Below are 18,877 nucleotides of genomic sequence, written 5' to 3' on the forward strand. Positions count from 1 at the left end.
CTTCCACATGGACCAGACCCGCGTGATGGAAGGCACCATGTGCCGCATCCTCGCCTGGTACGACAACGAATGGGGCTTCTCGAACCGCATGGCCGACACCGCCGTCGCCATGGGCAGATTGATCTGAAATCAACGATAATTCGGCTATTTGCGGGCGCCTCTTCAGGCGCCCGATTGCCGTGAATGCACGGCTAGCCATGCATTTTCTGCAATGCGGCATTTCCCCTATTCACAGTTGTTAACGCTAACACCAGCCCCCATCTGATGTCCGCAAGCGGAGGAAAAGCAGACCCCGCAGGAAAGGACACCACCGATGACGCATTTCTTCACCCTGCTGACCCGGACGCTGGAACAGCGCGCCCGCTACATCAGCACCCGCGACGAAATCGCCCGCATGCCGCTGGATGTGGCGCTGGATCTGGGGATCTACCCGGGCGACGCGGATCGTATCGCGCGCCGCGCCGTCTACGGCGAGGTGTGACGCAAGGATCGGCTCTCCGCCCGACTGGGGAGGCGTTGCAGAGCCGTGGGGCGGCCTATCGGCCGTAGGGTCGCCCCGTCAATTCCCCCGATCAATTGACCCGAACAATTGACCCGGAACCTAGCCGCGGAACCGCGCCTTCAGTGCGGTTTCGACCGGGGGGGTCACGAATTTCGAAACGTCGCCGCCAAGGCGGGCGATTTCCTTCACCAGTTTCGAGGCAATGGCCTGCCGCCGGGCATCGGCCATCAGGAACACCGTCTCGATCGAGGCGTCGAGCGCGCGGTTCATTCCCACCATCTGGAATTCGTATTCGAAATCCGCGACCGCCCGGAGACCCCGCACAATGATCCCCGCGCCCACGTCGCGGGCGCAGTCGATCAGCAGGTTCTCGAACGGATGCACGACGATCTCGCCCCCGGTGCGGTCGGCGATTTCGCGGCATTCCGCCTCGACCATCGCGACACGGTCCTCGAGATTGAACAGCGGCCCCTTGTCGCGGTTGATCGCCACCCCGATCACGAGGCGATCCACCAGGGCCATCGCGCGCTGGATGATATCGACATGCCCGAGGGTGATCGGGTCGAAGGTGCCAGGGTAAAGGCCGATGCGCATGATGCCCCCCGTTTCAGGTTCCGCGCACACGCAACATTATTGCGCAGCCGGATGCAAGTGCGAATCCGCCGCGCTGCGGCATCCTGTCAGAAGCCCTTGATCATCCCCTCCAGCGCGTCCTTTTCCATCGCCAGTTCGGAAAGCCGCGCCTTGACCACATCGCCGATCGAGATGAGTCCGACCATGTCGCCCCCTTCCATCACCGGCATGTGGCGGAAACGGCCGTTGGTCATCATCTCCATCACCTGGTCGGCGCTGTCGGTGCGCGCGCAGCCCACCGTCTTGGCCGTCATGATGTTATCGACCTTGTCGGTCAGGCATCCGGTGCCGCGGCGCCCCAGTTCGCGCACGATGTCGCGTTCCGAGACGATGCCCTGCACCTTGCGCCCATCGGGCGAGACGATCACCGCCCCGATCCGGTTGGTGGAAAGCACCTGGGCCGCTTCGGCAACCGAAGCCCCCGGCCGGATGGTGAACACCCGCTCGTCACCTTTCGACTTCAGGATCTGCTGCACCAGCATGGGCACCTCCCTTGCGCAAGACTGTTGTTGAAAGCGTTCACCTGACGATACTTTATGTCAAGAGTTGTATTGAGTTGCCCGCACCAACACATGCGGGGATGTTCCCGAAGGAAAGGTCTCAGATGCCGCCCGAAGCTGTCCTGCTGATCGTCAACGCCTGCTTTCTGGCCTTTGCCTATCTGTTCGCCTACCCGGCGATGAAAGAAAAGACCGCCGAGGCCCTGGCCAAGGGCGATCTGGCGATCACGGGGGCGGCGCTTCTGGTCGCCGGGCTTCTGTACTGGGGCAGCGGCCAGCGGTTCGACCTGATCCTGTTTCAGGCCAACTGGTTCGTCTTTTCGCTTCTGACGCTGATGGCGATGGAACTACCGCTGTTCCTGTGGTTCTGCCGCCGGCACGGGATCAGCCTGACGCCCCCGCCCGGCTGAGCGACTCAAGCCGCTGCAATTCGCGACGCGTCCCATCGACGAGGCGCGCGGCAAAACGGTTCAGCCGGTCCACGCGCCCGTCATCGACATGCCGGATCAGCCAGAAGCTGCGCGTCAGCGCGATCCGGTCGGGCAGCACCCGGCAAAGTTCGGGGGCAGCGGGCAGCGCGAAGTCGTGCACCACACCCAGGCCCGCGCCCGCGCGCAACAGGTTCAGCTGCACCGAGACCGAGTTCGAGGTCAGCGCCACCGGCCCCGGTGCGATGCCCGACAGGTAATCCAGTTCCTTGTCGAAGATCATGTCGGGGATGTAGCCCACCATCCGGTGCCCGCGCAGATCCTCGGGCGCTTCGATCGGCGGACTTGCCGCCAGATAACCGCGCGCGGCAGCCAGCGACAGGCGATAATCGGTCAGTTTCTGCACCGTCAGCCGTCCGGCCTCGGGGCGGCTGACGCCGATCGCCATGTCGGCCTCGCGCCGCGACAGGTTGAAGACCCTCGGCAGGGCGACCACCTGCACCTCAAGCCCCGGATTTTCCGCGCAGATTTCCGTCAGCACCTGCGGCAGAAGATAATTGGCGCAGCCGTCGGGCGCGCCGATGCGAATCTGCCCGGACAGCCCGCCATCCCCGCCGCCGCCGCGCAGCTCTTCCCAGGCGGCCAGCATGGCCTGTTCGGCCCGTTCGGCATGGTCCAGAAGCCGCTGCCCGTCTTCCGTCAGCGCATAGCCCTGGGGCGATTTCACGAACAGCCGCGCCGACAGCGCCTCTTCCAGCCGCGCGACGCGGCGGCCCACGGTGGCCGGGTCCAGCCGCAGCTGCCGCCCTGCCCCGCTCAGGCTTTCGGCGCGCGCCACCGCCAGAAACAGGCGCAGATCATCCCAGTCAGCCATTTCCGACCGCGTCCCCATCCTTTGCAGGAATGCAAAACCTTTTTGACAACTTGCTTGTTTGTTCGGCGAAAATGCAAGGCTATTATGCTGCCAGCATTATGGGAGGACTCCATGAAAGAGATCGGTCACTGGATCAATGGCAAGCTGGTCAAGGGCACGTCCGGCCGCTTCGCCGATGTGTTCAATCCCGCCACGGGCGAGGTTCAGGCCCGCGTGGCGCTGGCCACGAAGGCAGAGCTTGACCAGGCGGTCGCCGATGCCGCCGAGGCGCAGAAGGCCTGGGGCGCCACCAACCCGCAGCGCCGCGCCCGTGTGATGATGGAGATGGTCCGCCTCATCAACCGCGACATGGACAAGCTGGCCGAGGCGCTGTCGTCCGAACACGGCAAGACCTTCCCCGACGCCAAGGGCGACATCCAGCGCGGGCTTGAGGTGATCGAGTTCTGCATCGGCGCACCGCATCTTCTGAAGGGCGAATTCACCGACAGCGCGGGCCCCGGCATCGACATGTATTCGATGCGCCAGCCGGTCGGCGTGGCGGCGGGCATCACGCCCTTCAACTTCCCCGCCATGATCCCGCTGTGGAAGATGGGCCCGGCCCTTTCGGCGGGCAATGCCTTCATCCTGAAGCCGTCCGAACGTGACCCCTCGGTGCCGCTGATGCTGGCGGCGCTGTTCCAGGAAGCGGGCCTGCCCGACGGCGTGCTGCAGGTCGTCAACGGCGACAAGGAATCGGTGGATGCGATCCTCGACAACCCGACCATTGCCGCGATCGGCTTTGTCGGATCGACCCCGATCGCCGAATACATCTATGGCCGCGGCTGTTCGAACGGCAAGCGCGTGCAGTGCTTCGGCGGTGCAAAGAACCACATGATCATCATGCCGGATGCCGACATGGATCAGGCCGCCGATGCGCTGGTCGGCGCGGGCTATGGGGCGGCGGGCGAACGCTGCATGGCGATCTCGGTCGCGGTGCCGGTGGGCGACAAGACGGCCGATGCGCTGATCGAACGGCTGATCCCGCGGATCGAGAAGCTGAAGGTCGGCCCGTGGACCGCCGGGAACGATGTGGATTACGGCCCGCTTGTCACGGGCGCCGCCATGGAACGTGTGAAGGGCCTGATCACCTCGGGCGTGGAACAGGGCGCGAAACTGGTTTGCGATGGCCGCAACTTCAAGCTGCAGGGCTATGAAAACGGTTTCTTCGTCGGCCCGACCCTGTTCGACAACGTCACCCGCGACATGGAGATCTACAAGCAAGAGATCTTCGGCCCGGTGCTGTCGACCGTGCGCGCCAAGACCTATGAAGAGGCGATCGGCTATGCCATCGACCACGAATATGGAAACGGCACGGCGATCTTCACCCGCGATGGCGACACCGCCCGCGATTTCGCCAACCGCGTCAACATCGGGATGATCGGTATCAACGTGCCGATCCCGGTTCCGCTGGCCTATCACACCTTCGGCGGCTGGAAGAAATCGGGCTTCGGCGACCTGAACCAGCACGGCCCCGACGCCTTCCGGTTCTACACCCGCACGAAGACGATCACCTCGCGCTGGCCGTCCGGAATCAAGGAAGGCTCGGCCTTCAACTTCAAGGCGATGGACTGACGCCAAGCCAGCCGGAAAAAAAGAAAAAGTTTGACACAAGACGTGCGCGCCTCCACTGCTTGAGGCGCGCGCAAACATCTTACGATCATCATGCCGGTTTCCTTCCTGCCCCTGCCCGTTCACGGTCTTGTGCTGTTCACCTACTCGGGCCATGTCGGCATGGGTGAATCGATGGCGGCCATCACCGCAGCCGCGCGCCACCCGGCATTTCGGCCCGGCATGCGTCATCTGGTGGATGTCTCGGCCATCACCGGGTTTGAAAAGGTCTTTCCCACGCTTCTGTCGATGCAGGCCAAGGTTCTGGACGATTTCCCCGTGATCGAGGAGCCGACGATCGTGCTGTGGTATGCGCCCACACGGATCGGTCAGGAAATGGCGCAGACCGTGGCCAAATCCTGGGCCGAAACCGCGCATGTGCGCCTTGTCGTGCAAGAGGACGAGGAAGGCGCGCTGTCGATCCTCGGCCTGCGAGAAACCCGGATCTCGCAACTGTTGACGAAAGCCGGTGCCGTGCAGCCGAACGAATCCGCCGCCCCGGTTGCCGTTCCCCAGACCGGGAAAAACAAACGTCCAGAGGGGGGTGCGACATGCCTGTGACCTTCACGATCCTGCCACGGCACGATCTGGTGGTCGTCACCTATTCCGGGTTCGCCGGGATCGACGAGACGATCCAGCGTGGTGCGGAATGCGGCCGGCACCCGGATTTCCGCCCGACCATGCGGCATCTGATCGACCTGTCACGCGTCACCGGATACGAACGCGATTTCCCGAAGTTCTTCGCCATGCAGGCGCGGCTGATGGAGGAATTCCCGCGCGGCCCGACGGACCAGATGTTCGTCTATTTCGCCCCGACGCGGCCAGGGCAGGAAATGGTGCAGATGGTGCGCAAGTCGTGGGAGGGTCTGGATTGGGCGCTTCTGGTCGCGCTCGAGGACGAAACCGACGTGATGCGCGTCCTGGGCCTGCCCGAAGACCGGATCGGTTCGCTTCTTGCCACGCAGGACGCCGCCGAACAGCGGCCCCCGGCGGCAGAGTGATCCCCGTCCGCAGCTGACCGCCAGATTCCGCATCCTAACCGACCGTGGCCTTTTCGGGATCCGCTCTGCCGGATCGCCACGGGGTGCACGGCCCGACCACCGGCCCGGCGTTCACTGTCATGCACGCGCCCTGCACATCGCGCGCTCTTTCGGGCTTGCAAAACTCCTGCAAGGTTTGAAAACTAAACATGCGTTCAATTCATGCGCGGGAGGACGCCGATGGATTTTGCCCTGAGCCCGGAACAGGAAGCGATCTTTGACATGTCCCTTGCCTTCGGGCAGGAAAACATCGCCCCCTTCGCCCGCCAGTGGGAGGCCGAGGGCACCATTCCGAAAGACCTGTGGCCAAGGGTCGCGGCGCTTGGTCTTGGCGGGATCTATGTCTCGGACGAATACGGCGGCTCGGGCCTGTCGCGGCTGGATGCCACGCTGGTCTTCGAGGCTCTGGCGATGTCCTGCCCGGCGGTGGGGTCGTTCCTGTCGATCCACAACATGTGCGGCGGCATGATCGACAAGTTCGCCAGCCCCGAAATGAAATCCCGTGTGCTGCCGGGCCTTTGCGCGATGGACAAGGTCTATAGCTACTGCCTGACGGAACCCGGATCGGGGTCTGACGCGGTCGCCCTGCGCACGCGCGCCGAACGCACGAATGACGGATGGCGGCTGACCGGCACCAAGGCCTTCATCTCGGGTGGGGGCTATTCGGATGCCTATGTCGTGATGGCGCGCACCGGCGGCGACGGGCCGAAGGGGATTTCGGCGCTGATCGTCGAGGATGGACAGCCGGGCCTTTCGTTCGGCGGGCTGGAGGACAAGATGGGCTGGCGCGCCCAACCCACCCGTCAGGTGCAGTTCGACGACTGCCCCACCCCGGCCGACAACCTGATCGGCGAGGAAGGGCGCGGTTTCGCCTATGCGATGGCGGGGCTGGACGGGGGCCGCCTGAACATCGCGGCCAGCGCCCTTGGCGGCGCGCAGGCGGCGCTTGATGCAACGCTGGCCTATATGGGCGAACGCCGTGCCTTTGGCCGCACGCTGGACCAGTTCCAGGCGCTGCAATTCCGGCTGGCGGAACTGGAGGTGAAACTGCAATCGGCCCGTATCTTCCTGCGGCAGGCCGCGTGGAAACTGGACAATGCCGCCCCTGACGCCACGAAATTCTGCGCTATGGCCAAGATGTATGTGACCGATGCCGCCTTCGACGTGGCCAACCAGTGCCTGCAACTGCATGGCGGCTATGGCTATCTGGCCGATTACGGGATCGAAAAGATCGTGCGTGATCTGCGCGTGCACCAGATCCTTGAGGGCACGAACGAGATCATGCGACTGATCGTCAGCCGCCAGATGCTGGAGGCGCGGGGGTGAGTGACGACATCCTGATCCGCATCGAGGGGCGCGCCGGTCGCGTGACGCTGAACCGCCCGGCGGCGTTGAATGCCTTGACCTACCCGATGTGCCTTGCGCTGGATGCGGCCCTGATCGGCTGGCGCGACGATCCCTCGGTCGATCTGGTGGTGATCGACGCGGCCGGCGACCGCGCGTTTTGTGCGGGCGGCGACATTGCCGAGCTTTATGCCAAGGGCCGCGCGGGCGAATACCATTTCGGACAGGATTTCTGGCGCGACGAATACCGCATGAATGCGCGCATCGCCGAATTCCCCAAACCCGTGGTCAGCCTGATGCAAGGCTTCACCATGGGCGGCGGCGTCGGGGTGTCGTGCCACGCCAGCCACCGCATCGTGGGCGAGACCGCGCAGGTGGCCATGCCGGAATGCGGCATCGGCCTTGTGCCGGATGTTGGCGGGTCGTTCCTGCTTGCCCTGGCGCCGGGGCGGTTGGGTGAATACCTTGGCACCACTGGCACGCGGATGGGGCCAGGAGACGCGATCTTTGCCGGCTTCGCGGATACTTTCGTCCCGCAGGCCGACTGGCCCGCGCTGATTGCGGAACTCTGCACGGGCGATGTGGCGGCGATCGAGCGCTTTGCCCGCCCTGCCCCCGATGCCGGCCTGCCCGCCCTCTTGCCGCAGATCGACCGCCACTTTGGCGGCGAAACCCTGGGCGACATCGTCCGCAGCCTGCGTGCCGATGACAGCCCCTTCGCGGCGGGTGCTCTCAAGGCGCTGGCGCGCGTCTCGCCCCTTGCAGCAGCCTGCACCGTCGAGATGCAGCACCGTCTGGGCGAGGCCCCGCCCCTGCGCCGGGCGTTGGAGATGGAATACCGCTTTACCTTCCGCGCACAGGAACACAGCGATTTCCTCGAAGGAATCCGCGCCGCGATCATCGACAAGGATCGCTCCCCGCGATGGCGCCACGACGATCCCGCCGCCGTGCCCCCGGTGGATGTCAGCCGCATGCTGATGCCGCTTGGCCCCCAGACATTGACTTTCACGGAGTGATCCCATGCAGATCGGTTTCATCGGACTTGGCAACATGGGCGGCCCGATGGCCGCCAATCTGGTGGCCGCGGGCCACAGTGTGGCGGGCTTTGACCTGACCGCGCCGATGCCTGCGGGCGTGACCGCTGCGGCCAGCGCCGCCGAGGCCGCGACGGGCGCGGATGTGGTCATCACCATGCTGCCCAATGGCGCGATCCTGCGGTCGGTCGCCGATCAGGTGATCCCGGCGATGCGGAAAGGTGCCGTCCTCTGCGACTGTTCCACCGTCGATGTGGAAAGCGCCCGCGCAGTTGCGGCTCAGGCGGCGGCGGCGGGCCTGGGCGCACTGGATGCGCCCGTTTCAGGCGGCGTCGGCGGGGCCACGGCGGGCACGCTCACCTTCATGGCAGGCGGCAGCCCGGCGGCCTTCGAAACCGTCCGGCCGCTTTTCGACATCATGGGCCAGAAGGCCGTGCATTGCGGCGACGCAGGCGCGGGGCAAGCGGCCAAGATCTGCAACAACATGATCCTCGGCGTCACCATGATCGCCACCTGCGAGGCCTTCGCGCTGGCCGACAAGCTGGGCCTGGACCGGCAGAAGATGTTCGACGTGGTCAGCACATCGTCGGGCTACAGCTGGACGATGAACGCCTATTGCCCGGCGCCCGGCGTGGGGCCGAAATCGCCCGCCGACAACGGATACAAGCCCGGCTTCGCCGCCGAACTGATGCTGAAGGACCTGAACCTGTCGCAGCAGGCCGCAACGGCGGCGGATGCCGATACACCGATGGGCCAGCTTGCTGCCGAACTTTATCGCCGCTTTGTCGAGGACGAGAATGGCCGCGGGATGGATTTTTCGGCCATGCTGCCGCGGTTCGAGGCGCGCGGACGGGGCTGATGGTAGGTTGGCGGGCGGGTCTGGCGGGCGGATCTGGCGGGCGGGCCTGACGGACGGGGAGCGGATCGCAACACGCCATGACCGACCGCGCCGTCACACCCCCTTGGCGGATCGCGGAATCATCGTTATGTCCGAGGGCATGTCATGGGTTCAGTCCGCGCCGCAGCTTGCCAGTCTTTCGCCACCCCAGATCGCGGCCCTTGGGGCGCTGTCGCCGCGCGCGCTGCCGCAGGGGACGGTTCTTTTTCGCCCCGGTGACCGGGCCACCGGCTTTGCCGTCGTGCTTCAGGGCCGGGTCGAGGTGTTCCTGCACGGCCCCACCGGGCGCGGCATCCTGCTTTATGCGGTGGAACCGGGCGAAAGCTGCGTGCAGACGACGCTTGGCCTTCTGGCCGACGAACACTATGCCGGCGAGGCCGTCACCGCGACCGAGGTCCATGCCGTCACCATCCCGCGCAGGCTGTTCCTCAGCCTGATGGACGAGGCACCGGATTTCCGCCGCTATGTCTTTCGCGCCTTCGGGCAGCGGATGGGATCGATCACCCGGATGCTGGAACGCGTGGCCTTCCAGACCGTGGAGTCGCGGCTGTCGCGAGCGCTGCTGGACCTGGCCGAGGCGGGCGAGGTGCGCGCCACCCAGGCCGATCTGGCGCAGCGCATCGGTTCGGCGCGCGAGGTGGTGTCGCGGCGGCTTGACATGCTGGCCCGGCGCGGGCTGGTGGCAACCGAACGTGGGCTGATCCGGCTGAAGGACCCGGACGCCCTGCTGGTTCTGGCCGAGATCGGCGACACGGAAGTGTAAAGCACGTCGGACAGACGCCATTCAGTGATAAGATCACATACAGAAGGTGGCGATTCGGCTAACGTCACCCCGCGACCGCCACGGGCGGACCTGTCACTGGAAAGGGAACACCATGTTAAAGACAAATGTCGGCGGCATCGACCGCATCCTGCGCATCGTCGTGGGCCTTGCCCTGCTCGCGGGCTTTTTCCTGAACGCCGATGCCTCCATGCGCTGGCTCTATCTGATCGGGATCATCCCGCTGGCCACCGGCCTGATGGGAAGCTGCCCCGCCTATTCGATCTTCGGGATCAACACCTGCCCGATGAAGAAGTGATCACCCGCGCAACCGGCCGGGACTCCGGTTTGTGGTACGAGTGACGGGTGGCCTTTCGGCCGCCCTTTTTCATTGCGCCCACCCTGCTATTCGGCCGCCACCCGGCGCGGGTTCAGCATGTCCTTCAGGTAGCGGCCGGTATGGCTTGCTTCCACCTTGGCGACATCCTCGGGCGTTCCGGTCGCCACGATCCGACCGCCGCCATCGCCGCCCTCGGGCCCGATGTCGATGATCCAGTCGGCAGTCTTGATGACGTCGAGGTTGTGTTCGATCACCACCACCGTATTTCCCTGTTCCACAAGGGAATGAAGCACTTCCAGAAGTTTCCTCACATCCTCGAAATGCAGGCCGGTGGTCGGCTCGTCCAGAATGTACAGCGTGCGCCCCGTCGCCCGGCGGCTGAGCTCCTTGGAAAGCTTCACGCGCTGCGCCTCGCCGCCTGAAAGCGTGGTCGCCTGCTGGCCGACCTTGATGTAGCCAAGGCCCACCTCGCAGAGCGCGTCCATCTTTTCGCGGATCGACGGCACCGCGCCGAAGAACTCGCGCGCATCTTCACACGTCATCTCAAGAACATCCGCTATACTCTTGCCTTTGAACTTTATTTCTAGAGTTTCTCGGTTATAGCGATGACCCTTGCACGTCTCGCAGGTGACATAGACATCAGGCAGGAAGTGCATCTCGATCTTGATGACGCCGTCGCCCTGGCAGGCCTCGCAGCGCCCGCCCTTGACGTTGAAGGAAAACCGCCCCGGTTGATAGCCGCGCGCCTTCGATTCCGGCAGTCCCGCGAACCAGTCGCGGATCGGCGTGAAGGCCCCGGTATATGTGGCGGGGTTGGACCGCGGCGTACGCCCGATCGGGCGCTGGTCGATGTCGATCACCTTGTCGAGGTGCTCGAACCCCTTGATCGTCTCGCAGGGGGCGGGCGTCTCGCGCGCACCGTTCAGCCGCATCGCCGCCGTCTTGAACAGGGTTTCGATGGTCAGGGTCGATTTGCCCCCGCCGGAAACGCCGGTGACGCAGACGAACTTGCCCAGGGGAAATTCGGCCGTCACCTCTTTCAGGTTGTTGCCGGTGGCGCCCACCACGGTCAGCTTCTTGCCGCTGCCCTTGCGGCGGACCTTGGGCACCGCAATCTCGCGCGTGCCCGACAGGTATTGTCCGGTCAGGCTGGCCGGATCGGCGGCGATTTCGGCCGGTGTGCCGCGCGCCACGACCTGCCCGCCATGCACGCCCGCGCCGGGGCCGATGTCAAAGACGTAATCCGCCTCGCGGATCGCATCCTCGTCATGTTCCACGACCAGCACCGTATTGCCCTGATCGCGCAGGTTCTTCAGCGTGGTCAACAGCCGGTCATTGTCGCGCTGGTGGAGCCCGATCGAGGGTTCGTCCAGCACATAAAGCACCCCGGTCAGGCCGCTGCCGATCTGGCTGGCCAGCCGGATGCGTTGCGATTCCCCGCCCGAAAGGGTGCCGGCGTTGCGCGACAGCGTCAGGTAATCCAGGCCCACATTCACAAGGAAACCAAGGCGTTCACGGATTTCCTTGAGGATCGCGCGGGCGATCTCGTTCTTCTGGTTGGTCAGGCTTTCAGGGACGGTTCCGATCCAGGCATGGGCCTCGCGGATCGACATCTGCACGACCTCGCCCACATGCAGCCCCGCGATCTTGACCGCCAGCGCCTCGGGCTTCAGGCGGTGGCCGCCGCAGGTGCCGCAGGCGCGGTTGTTCTGATAGCGTTCGAATTCCTCGCGCACCCAGGCGCTGTCAGTCTCGCGGTAGCGGCGTTCCATGTTCGGGATCACCCCCTCGAACACGCGCGCCACCTGATAGATGCGCCCGCCCTCGTCATAGCGGAAGGTGATTTCCTCGTCGCCGGACCCATACAGGAACAACTGCCGCACATGGGCGGGCAGGTCCTTCCACTTGGCCTTCCGGTCGAATTCGTAATGCTTTGCCAGCGCCTCGATCGTCTGGGTGAAATAGGGCGATTTCGACTTGGCCCAGGGCGCAAGCGCCCCCTGCAGCAGGGTCAGGTTCTGATCCGGCACGACGAGGCGTTCGTCAAAGAACAGCTCCACCCCCAGCCCGTCACAGGACGGGCAGGCCCCGAAGGGCGCGTTGAAGGAAAACAGGCGCGGCTCGATCTCCGGAATGGTGAAGCCCGACACCGGACAGGCGAAGTTTTCCGAGAATGTGGTGCGCTGCCCCTCGCCCTCGGCCGGGGCGGTTTCCAGAACGGCGATGCCGTCGGCCAGGTCCAGGGCGGTGCGGAAACTGTCGGCCAGCCGCGTGGCGATGTCCGGGCGCACCACGATCCGGTCGACCACCACGTCGATGTTATGACGGAACTTCTTGTCCAGGGTGGGCGGTTCCTCAAGATCGTAGAAGGCGCCGTTCACCTTGACGCGCTGGAACCCCTGCTTGCGCAATTCAAGGAATTCCTTGCGGTATTCGCCCTTGCGGTCGCGCACGATCGGCGCCAGCAGATAGGCGCGCGTGCCCTCCTCCATCGCCATGACCGCATCGACCATGTCCTGCACCTGCATCGCGGTGATCGGCAGGCCGGTCGCGGGGGAATAGGGCGTGCCGACGCGGGCGAACAACAGGCGAAGGTAGTCGTAGATTTCCGTGACCGTGCCCACGGTCGAGCGTGGGTTCTTCGACGTGGTCTTCTGTTCGATGGAGATCGCTGGGGAAAGGCCGCTGATGTGGTCCACATCGGGCTTGCCCATCATGTCGAGGAACTGCCGCGCATAGGCCGACAGGCTTTCGACATAGCGGCGCTGGCCCTCGGCATAGATCGTGTCGAACGCAAGCGACGACTTGCCCGAACCCGACAGCCCGGTGATCACAACCAGCCGGTCGCGCGGGATGTCCAGATCCACGCCCTTCAGATTGTGTTCGCGCGCGCCGCGCACTTCGATGAACTTCTGTTCGGCCATGACACTGCCCCCGGGACCTCAGCGCCTAGATAGGGCATGTTCAGCGAGTCTCCAATCAAAATATGTGAACAAACAATGAACAATGACAGCGTGGCGGGATTAGCAGTTGCGGGAATCCGCTGACGGGTTAGCCTCTCGGCCATAGGATGAAACGCCACAGGTCATTTGAGATGAAACAGACACTTGCCGCAGCGATTTTCACTGTCGCCACTGTTGCCACCGCCAGCGCGCAAACCGGCGAAGCCCCGAACACGATCCTCGTGCTGGATGCCTCGGGCTCGATGTGGGGCCAGATCGACGGCACGGCCAAGATCCAGATCGCGCAGGATGTCGTGGGCACGCTCTTGGACACGCTGCCCGATGGCCAGAATCTGGGCCTGACGGTCTATGGCCACCGCACCAGGGGCGACTGCACCGACATTGAAACAGTGGTGCCCCCCGGCCCCGGCACGCGCGAGGCGATCCGCGCGGCGGTGATGGCGATCAAGCCCAGGGGCAAGACCCCGATGACCGATGCGGTCGTGGCGGCCGCCGAGGCGCTGAAATACACAGAAGAGGCGGCGACCGTCATTCTCGTCTCGGACGGGATCGAAACCTGCAACCCCGATCCCTGTGCCGCCGCGGCCGCGCTTGAAGAGGCGGGCGTCAACTTCACCGCCCATGTGGTTGGCTTCGACGTGGCGGGCGACCCGCAGGCGCAGGCGCAGCTGCAATGCCTGGCCGGAAACACCGGCGGCCAGTATCGCGGGGCCTCGAACGCCGCCGAACTGGCCGAGGCGCTGACCCAGGTCGTTGCCGCCGAACCGGCAGAGCCCGTGGCCCCCCTGCCCGCGCGCCTGCGGGTGACGGTGCGCGAAGGGTCGAAGACCGGGCCGCAGATCCTTGACGGGATCAAGGTGTTCCTGACTGCCCCCGAGAGCGAGACAGACGAGGACCCCGCCGCCATCGCGGAGGCAGGCAAGGAGCTTTCGCCGGGGCAATATGCCGTCTCGGTGCTGCGCATCATCGACGAGGCGACTGCCGAGGCCGCCGTCGAACTGACCGACGGGGAAAGCGAAGAGGTGATCCTCGTGCTGCAACCCTATCGGCCGGGCGCGACGCTGGCCGCCCCCGATCAGGCCGACGCGGGCGCGACGATCAAGGTGGACTGGAAAGGCCCCGGCGGGGATCGCGATTACCTTTCGGTCGCCACCTCCGACCAGAAGGACGACAAGTACATCAACTATGTCTACACAAATCGCGGCAATCCGGGCGAACTGGTGATGCCGACCCAGCCCGGCAGCTATGAAATCCGCTACATCTGGCAGTCGGGGAACGAGGATGTGGTTCTGGCCACCCGCCCGATCACGGTGGTCGCGGTCGCGGGCGGCCTCTCGGCCCCCGACGAGGCCGTGGCCGGAACGACGATCAAGGTGGACTGGACCGCGGGCGGCTATGACCGCGATTACATTGCCATCGCAAAGCCCGGCGCGAAGGGCGGCGAATATGTGACTTATGTCTATGCCAACCGCGGCAATCCCGCGGAACTGAAACTGCCGGTCGATCCGGGTGACTACGAGGTGCGCTATATCCTTGGCCAGGACGATACGATCTTTGCCAGCCGCCCGATCCGGGTGCTTGAGGCGAAGTCCTTGGTCAGCGGCCCGGCCGAAGCGAAGATCGGCCAGGTGGTCGAGGTCGCCTGGGAAGGCCCCGGTGCCGATCGCGACTATATCTCGCTGGCCATTCCGGGCAGCGAGCCGGGCGATTACGTCAGCTACACCTATGCCAACCGAGGCAACCCGCTGGAGCTTGAACTGCACAGCGAACCGGGCACCTACGAGATCCGCTACATTGCGGCGGGCGACAAGGAAAAGATCCTCGCCAGCCAGCCCGTCACGCTGTCAGGCCACGTGGTGGCGCTGACGGCCCCCGCCAGCGCGCCAAAGGCGACCGAGATCACCGTGGCCCATACCGGCCCCGGCTATGACCGCGACTACATCGCCATCGCGAAAGCGGGCGAAGGCGGCTATGTGACCTATCAGTATGTGCGCGGCGAGCCGCAGGTGAAGGTGCGCCTGCCCGAGGAACCGGGCGCCTACGAGGTGGTCTATTACCTCGGCCGCGACGAGGTTCCGCTGGCCACTGTGCCCCTGACGGTGGAGTGACACCGCCCCGCCGCCGCATCTTTCGTTGCGGCGGCGCATCACATTCCACTTTTTGAATATTTTTTATCCCGCGGGCCTTGATTGGCGCGCGGGACATGCCATCTGGAGGAAAACCATTCCCCATCCGGAGCAGCCTTCATGTTCGGTTTCCTCAACCCCGCTTCCCGCAACGCCGGCGCAGGCCGCATCGACCCGAAGGACGCCGTGGCACGCGCCGCCTCGGGCGAGCTTACGGTGATCGACGTGCGCGACATTTCCGAACTGAAATCCAGCGGCAAGGCCAAGGGGGCGCTGCATGTGCCCCTGATGATGCTGGCCACCCGCTGCGACCCGAACAGCCCGGAATGCCTGTCGGCCCTGTCGGTCGAAAAGCCGGTCGCGCTTTACTGTGCGTCGGGTGCGCGCAGCCAGATGGCGGCGGGGATGCTGGCCAAGATGGGTTATGCCGAGGTCTACAACCTTGGCGGCCTCTATGATTGGCATGCCGCGGGCGGTCAGATCGAACGCGCCTGACGGCGCCGCGCCTCCTGCCAGGCGTGGATCACGATCCCCAGCCCGGAAAACCCCAGGACGAACAGCGAAAGGCCGGTCATCCCGGCCTTTTCCATGATCAGCGCCAGCATCGGCGTGCCGGTCACGGTGCCAAGGTTGCCCAGTTGCGCAATGGCCCCCGCGGCGCGGGCGCGATCCTCGGGGGCGGGGTTCAGTTGCGCCAGCGCGGCAAAGCTGGCCCCCTGAACCACGCCAAGCGCCGCCGCGATGACCAGCGCCGCCGCAAGGCGCGGCACGCCCTCGCCAAGGGCAAAGCCGATGCCCGCCAGGACCGCCACCGCGAACCCCGCCTGCACCAGCCGCACCGCGGGCATCACCCCCAGAAGCCAGACACCCAGCGTCAGCGAAACCGCGATCGACACCAGCGGCATCGCCACGCCCACCCAGGGCAGGGACAGCGCGGGCGGAAGCAGCGTCAGGATCGCGACATAGGTCACGGTATAGCAGACGAAACCCATCGCCGGCGCGGCCAGCCAGGGCGAGGCATAGATCTGCGCATGCTGCGCCAGAACGCCCGCGCCCGGCGGCACCGCCCGAACCGCCACGCGCGGCATCAGCAAGGACAAGACCGCCGCAATCGCCAGCATCCACAGCGCATGACCAAGGAACAGCGGCCCCGGCCCCGCCGCCAGCACCCAGGGGCCGATCCAGAACAGAAACGCGTAGGTGACGCCAAAGAAGGACGACCACAGCGTCATCGCGGCCCCCTGCCACCGCGTCCCCGCCGCCTCGGCAATCGCCACGGGCCCGACGACGACGATCGCCAGATGCGAGACACCTTCCAGAACCCGCGTCGCCATCATCACCGGAAAGGGTGGCAGCAGCGCCTGCACCGCGCTGACCGCAGCCCCCAGGACCAGCGCCGCCAGCATCGCACGCCGCGCCCCGACACGGGCGACCACCAGCCCGGCGGTCGTGCCGAAGATCAGCCCGACCGTGCCCACGACCGACACCATCAGCCCGATCATCACCGCCGACTGCCCGGCATAGGCCGCGCCCAGTTCAGCGAAGGCGACCGAGATCTTGCCGAATTGTGCCGCGGCGCCAAGGCCCGCGGCCCAGACGGCGAAAATGGTCAGAAGGTTTCGCATCGGCCGTTCATCTTGGCCCGAAGGCCGCGGGGGGTGCGGGGTGCGCCCCCCCGCCGCCGTCAGATGTGAAGCGCGCGGCCATAGGCATCCAGCACCGCCTCGTGCATCATCTCGGACAGGGTCGGATGCGGGAAGACGGTGTTCATCAGGTCTTCCTCGGTGGTTTCAAGGCTGCGGCCGACGACATAGCCCTGGATCAGTTCCGTCACCTCGGCGCCCACCATATGCGCGCCCAGCAATTCGCCGGTCTTCGCATCGAAGACGGTCTTGATCATGCCTTCGGATTCGCCAAGCGCGATCGCCTTGCCGTTGCCGATGAAGGGGAAGCGGCCCACCTTCACGTCATGGCCCGCTTCCTTCGCCTTCGCCTCGGTCAGCCCGACCGAGGCCACCTGCGGATGGCAATAGGTGCAGCCTGCGATGGAGTTCGGCTTGATCGGGTGCGGATGCCCGCCCGCGATCAGTTCGGCCACCATCACGCCTTCATGGGATGCCTTGTGCGCAAGCCACGGCGCGCCGGCAATGTCGCCGATGGCATAAAGCCCCTCGACCCCGGTGCGGCAATATTCATCCGTCACCACATGGGTGCGGTCGATCTTCACGCCAAGCGCCTCAAGTCCCAGCCCCTCGACATTGCCAACGATGCCCACGGCGGAAATCACCGTGTCGAATTCGGCGGTTTCGGTCTTGCCGTTCGATTCCAGATGCGCGGTCACACCCACGCCCGGCTTGCGGTCCAGCTTTTTCACCGTCGTCTTTTCAAGGATCTTCATCCCCTGCTTGACGAACTGCTTTTTCGCAAAGGCGCTGATTTCCGCGTCTTCCACGGGCAGGACGCGGTCCATCACCTCGCAGACCGTGACATCGGCGCCAAGCGTGTTGAAGAACGAGGCGAATTCGATCCCGATCGCGCCCGAGCCGATGACCAGCAGTTTCTTCGGCATGCGTTTGGGTTGCAGCGCGTGCTTGTAGGTCCAGACCAGATCGCCGTCGGCCTCGAGCCCCGGCAATTCGCGCGCCCGTGCCCCGGTGGCCAGAACGATCGCGGGGGCGGTCAGTTCCTCCACCCCCTTGTCGGTCTTCACCGACACGCGGCCCTTGGCGGGGATGGTCGCCGCGCCCATCACGACGCTGACCTTGTTCTTCTTCATCAGATGGCCGATGCCGCCCGAAAGCTGTTTGGCCACGGCGCGCGAGCGTGCGACCACCGCGTCAAGATCATAGGACGCGCCCTCGACCTTCAGGCCGAATTCCTTGGCGCGGTGCATCAGGTGGAACACCTCGGCCGAACGCAACAGCGCCTTGGTCGGGATGCAGCCCCAATTCAGGCAGATGCCGCCCAGATGTTCGCGTTCGACGATACAGACGTTCTTGCCCAACTGGGCGGCCCGGATCGCGGCGACATAGCCCCCCGGCCCTGCACCGATCACGATCACATCAAAGGCTTTCGCAGACATCCTTCCCTCCTCCAGAGAATTTAGTTTGCCCTTAAACTATTTTTTCCGGGCGAGCAATTCACCCACCGCCGCAGGGCCATGCACGGGGCGCATGGCTGTTTGGTCAGCCTGTCTCCCGCAGGCCGTTGACCACAGTCGCATAGCCGCCTTGTTCCATGAAGTCCTTTTCGGCGGCGGTCGTCTCGCGCCCGAGCGCTGCATTGCGAAACGGAAACCGGCCAAAGCGGCGGATGATTTCGGCATGGGCACGGGCATGCAGCAGGGTTTCGGCGCCGGTCTCGGGCATCCGCGCGCCGATCAGGTCCACCGCGGTGGCCTGGTCGTCCATATCCTCGGAATGTTCGAAGGGCAGATAGAAGAACTGCCGTTCCGGTTCAGGTGCGCCCATGTCCCAGCCTTCGGCCACCGCGCGGCGCGCGGCGGCGCGGGCCAGGGGATCGGTCGCGAAGGCGCGATCCGAACCGCGCCACATGTTGCGCGGAAACTGGTCCGTCAGGATCAGGAAGGCCAGCGTGCCCACGGTTCTGTCAACCCAGTGGTTAAGCCCGCCGTCATGAGCCGCCTGCCAAAGATCGGCGAACCGGTCGCGGATCAGCGCGTCAAGATCGTCGCCCCCCGCATACCAGCCTTCGGGGCCGACCTCACCCAGCCAGAAATCCAGAACCTCGACCGGGTCCGACATGCACAATCCTTTCACGTCAGGGCC

At 65.2% G+C, this 18,877-nt stretch carries 19 protein-coding genes and 1 pseudogene; 13 read left to right on the forward strand and 7 right to left on the reverse strand.

Annotated features, from left to right (window positions below):
- Positions 1 to 127, forward strand: a pseudogene (locus E7811_RS00005) (erythrose-4-phosphate dehydrogenase); the annotation flags it as partial.
- A 186-nt stretch (positions 128 to 313) separates the two neighbouring features.
- Positions 314 to 481 (forward strand): hypothetical protein, encoded by a 168-nt coding sequence (locus E7811_RS17840; RefSeq protein WP_168732884.1) that lies wholly within the window; start codon positions 314 to 316, stop codon positions 479 to 481.
- Between the two features lie 120 nt (positions 482 to 601).
- On the opposite strand, the gene coaD is transcribed toward E7811_RS17840, so the two are convergent.
- Together coaD and E7811_RS00015 are read right to left on the reverse strand one after the other, a co-directional pair.
- Positions 602 to 1,096 (reverse strand): pantetheine-phosphate adenylyltransferase, encoded by a 495-nt coding sequence (coaD, locus tag E7811_RS00010; protein WP_136392567.1) that lies wholly within the window; start codon positions 1,094 to 1,096, stop codon positions 602 to 604.
- 86 nt (positions 1,097 to 1,182) lie between these two features.
- Positions 1,183 to 1,617, reverse strand: a complete 435-nt coding sequence (locus E7811_RS00015; protein WP_136392568.1) for a CBS domain-containing protein — start codon at positions 1,615 to 1,617, stop codon at positions 1,183 to 1,185.
- Between the two features lie 122 nt (positions 1,618 to 1,739).
- Between E7811_RS00015 and E7811_RS00020 the strand changes: the two genes are divergently transcribed.
- A complete protein-coding gene (locus E7811_RS00020) occupies positions 1,740 to 2,045 on the forward strand; it encodes a hypothetical protein (RefSeq protein ID WP_136392569.1) in 306 nt (101 codons plus the stop codon).
- Here E7811_RS00020 and E7811_RS00025 read toward each other — a convergent pair.
- Positions 2,020 to 2,937 carry a LysR family transcriptional regulator gene (locus tag E7811_RS00025; protein ID WP_136392570.1) on the reverse strand — a complete coding sequence of 306 codons (918 nt, stop codon included), beginning with the start codon at positions 2,935 to 2,937 and terminating at the stop codon, positions 2,020 to 2,022. The genes E7811_RS00020 and E7811_RS00025 overlap by 26 nt on opposite strands.
- Before the next feature lie 111 nt (positions 2,938 to 3,048).
- On the opposite strand from E7811_RS00025, the gene E7811_RS00030 reads away from it, so the two are divergent.
- From E7811_RS00030 to E7811_RS00065, 8 genes are all read left to right on the forward strand, one after another.
- Positions 3,049 to 4,548, forward strand: coding sequence for a CoA-acylating methylmalonate-semialdehyde dehydrogenase (locus tag E7811_RS00030; RefSeq protein ID WP_136392571.1), 1,500 nt, complete (start codon positions 3,049 to 3,051; stop codon positions 4,546 to 4,548).
- A 90-nt stretch (positions 4,549 to 4,638) separates the two neighbouring features.
- Positions 4,639 to 5,145 (forward strand): hypothetical protein, encoded by a 507-nt coding sequence (locus tag E7811_RS00035; RefSeq protein ID WP_136392572.1) that lies wholly within the window; start codon positions 4,639 to 4,641, stop codon positions 5,143 to 5,145.
- A complete protein-coding gene (locus tag E7811_RS00040) occupies positions 5,136 to 5,585 on the forward strand; it encodes a hypothetical protein (protein WP_136392573.1) in 450 nt (149 codons plus the stop codon). Before E7811_RS00035 ends, E7811_RS00040 begins: the two co-directional genes overlap by 10 nt.
- A gap of 219 nt (positions 5,586 to 5,804) precedes the next feature.
- On the forward strand, positions 5,805 to 6,950 hold the full coding sequence (locus E7811_RS00045; RefSeq protein ID WP_136392574.1) for an acyl-CoA dehydrogenase family protein: 1,146 nt from the start codon (positions 5,805 to 5,807) through the stop codon (positions 6,948 to 6,950).
- Positions 6,947 to 7,984: an enoyl-CoA hydratase/isomerase family protein gene (locus E7811_RS00050; RefSeq protein WP_168732885.1), complete on the forward strand. Its 1,038-nt coding sequence runs from the start codon at positions 6,947 to 6,949 to the stop codon at positions 7,982 to 7,984. The genes E7811_RS00045 and E7811_RS00050 overlap by 4 nt, the downstream gene beginning before the upstream one ends.
- A 4-nt stretch (positions 7,985 to 7,988) precedes the next feature.
- Entirely contained in the window at positions 7,989 to 8,861 is an 873-nt protein-coding gene (gene mmsB / locus E7811_RS00055; RefSeq protein ID WP_136392575.1) for a 3-hydroxyisobutyrate dehydrogenase, read from the forward strand.
- 139 nt (positions 8,862 to 9,000) lie between these two features.
- On the forward strand, positions 9,001 to 9,663 hold the full coding sequence (locus tag E7811_RS00060; protein WP_136392576.1) for a Crp/Fnr family transcriptional regulator: 663 nt from the start codon (positions 9,001 to 9,003) through the stop codon (positions 9,661 to 9,663).
- A 112-nt stretch (positions 9,664 to 9,775) separates the two neighbouring features.
- The gene (locus E7811_RS00065; protein WP_136392577.1) at positions 9,776 to 9,979 is read left to right on the forward strand and encodes a YgaP family membrane protein; all 204 of its coding nucleotides are present in this window, start codon (positions 9,776 to 9,778) and stop codon (positions 9,977 to 9,979) included.
- An 86-nt stretch (positions 9,980 to 10,065) separates the two neighbouring features.
- Here E7811_RS00065 and uvrA read toward each other — a convergent pair whose 3' ends face one another.
- Complete coding sequence (gene uvrA / locus E7811_RS00070) at positions 10,066 to 12,924, reverse strand: excinuclease ABC subunit UvrA (RefSeq protein ID WP_136392578.1); 2,859 nt, start codon at positions 12,922 to 12,924, stop codon at positions 10,066 to 10,068.
- Positions 12,925 to 13,094: 170 nt separating this feature from the next.
- Here uvrA and E7811_RS00075 point away from each other — a divergent pair, with 170 nt between their 5' ends.
- A complete protein-coding gene (locus E7811_RS00075; RefSeq protein ID WP_168732886.1) occupies positions 13,095 to 15,071 on the forward strand; it encodes a vWA domain-containing protein in 1,977 nt (658 codons plus the stop codon).
- Positions 15,072 to 15,209: 138 nt separating this feature from the next.
- Complete coding sequence (locus E7811_RS00080) at positions 15,210 to 15,584, forward strand: rhodanese-like domain-containing protein (protein WP_136392580.1); 375 nt, start codon at positions 15,210 to 15,212, stop codon at positions 15,582 to 15,584.
- Here the strand turns inward: E7811_RS00080 and E7811_RS00085 are convergent.
- From E7811_RS00085 to E7811_RS00095, 3 genes are all read right to left on the reverse strand, one after another.
- The gene (locus E7811_RS00085; protein WP_136392581.1) at positions 15,566 to 16,714 is read right to left on the reverse strand and encodes an MFS transporter; all 1,149 of its coding nucleotides are present in this window, start codon (positions 16,712 to 16,714) and stop codon (positions 15,566 to 15,568) included. The two genes, E7811_RS00080 and E7811_RS00085, sit on opposite strands and share 19 nt — an antisense overlap.
- Before the next feature lie 59 nt (positions 16,715 to 16,773).
- Entirely contained in the window at positions 16,774 to 18,171 is a 1,398-nt protein-coding gene (lpdA, locus tag E7811_RS00090) for a dihydrolipoyl dehydrogenase (RefSeq protein ID WP_136392582.1), read from the reverse strand.
- A 103-nt stretch (positions 18,172 to 18,274) separates the two neighbouring features.
- Positions 18,275 to 18,853: a DUF924 family protein gene (locus E7811_RS00095; protein ID WP_136392583.1), complete on the reverse strand. Its 579-nt coding sequence runs from the start codon at positions 18,851 to 18,853 to the stop codon at positions 18,275 to 18,277.
- Positions 18,854 to 18,877 lie beyond the last annotated feature (24 nt).

Source organism: Aliigemmobacter aestuarii (assembly GCF_004799285.1).
GTDB classification, from domain to species: domain Bacteria; phylum Pseudomonadota; class Alphaproteobacteria; order Rhodobacterales; family Rhodobacteraceae; genus Aliigemmobacter; species Aliigemmobacter aestuarii.

Bases quoted from the DNA above. Each gene is read 5' to 3' on its own strand.
- E7811_RS17840 (WP_168732884.1), top strand. From the start codon at position 314: ATGACGCATTTCTTCACCCTGCTGACCCGGACGCTGGAACAGCGCGCC.
- coaD (WP_136392567.1), bottom strand. From the start codon at position 1,096: ATGCGCATCGGCCTTTACCCTGGCACCTTCGACCCGATCACCCTCGGG.
- E7811_RS00015 (WP_136392568.1), bottom strand. From the start codon at position 1,617: ATGCTGGTGCAGCAGATCCTGAAGTCGAAAGGTGACGAGCGGGTGTTC.
- E7811_RS00020 (WP_136392569.1), top strand. From the start codon at position 1,740: ATGCCGCCCGAAGCTGTCCTGCTGATCGTCAACGCCTGCTTTCTGGCC.
- E7811_RS00025 (WP_136392570.1), bottom strand. From the start codon at position 2,937: ATGGCTGACTGGGATGATCTGCGCCTGTTTCTGGCGGTGGCGCGCGCC.
- E7811_RS00030 (WP_136392571.1), top strand. From the start codon at position 3,049: ATGAAAGAGATCGGTCACTGGATCAATGGCAAGCTGGTCAAGGGCACG.
- E7811_RS00035 (WP_136392572.1), top strand. From the start codon at position 4,639: ATGCCGGTTTCCTTCCTGCCCCTGCCCGTTCACGGTCTTGTGCTGTTC.
- E7811_RS00040 (WP_136392573.1), top strand. From the start codon at position 5,136: ATGCCTGTGACCTTCACGATCCTGCCACGGCACGATCTGGTGGTCGTC.
- E7811_RS00045 (WP_136392574.1), top strand. From the start codon at position 5,805: ATGGATTTTGCCCTGAGCCCGGAACAGGAAGCGATCTTTGACATGTCC.
- mmsB (WP_136392575.1), top strand. From the start codon at position 7,989: ATGCAGATCGGTTTCATCGGACTTGGCAACATGGGCGGCCCGATGGCC.
- E7811_RS00060 (WP_136392576.1), top strand. From the start codon at position 9,001: ATGTCATGGGTTCAGTCCGCGCCGCAGCTTGCCAGTCTTTCGCCACCC.
- E7811_RS00065 (WP_136392577.1), top strand. From the start codon at position 9,776: ATGTTAAAGACAAATGTCGGCGGCATCGACCGCATCCTGCGCATCGTC.
- uvrA (WP_136392578.1), bottom strand. From the start codon at position 12,924: ATGGCCGAACAGAAGTTCATCGAAGTGCGCGGCGCGCGCGAACACAAT.
- E7811_RS00075 (WP_168732886.1), top strand. From the start codon at position 13,095: ATGAAACAGACACTTGCCGCAGCGATTTTCACTGTCGCCACTGTTGCC.
- E7811_RS00080 (WP_136392580.1), top strand. From the start codon at position 15,210: ATGTTCGGTTTCCTCAACCCCGCTTCCCGCAACGCCGGCGCAGGCCGC.
- E7811_RS00085 (WP_136392581.1), bottom strand. From the start codon at position 16,714: ATGCGAAACCTTCTGACCATTTTCGCCGTCTGGGCCGCGGGCCTTGGC.
- lpdA (WP_136392582.1), bottom strand. From the start codon at position 18,171: ATGTCTGCGAAAGCCTTTGATGTGATCGTGATCGGTGCAGGGCCGGGG.
- E7811_RS00095 (WP_136392583.1), bottom strand. From the start codon at position 18,853: ATGTCGGACCCGGTCGAGGTTCTGGATTTCTGGCTGGGTGAGGTCGGC.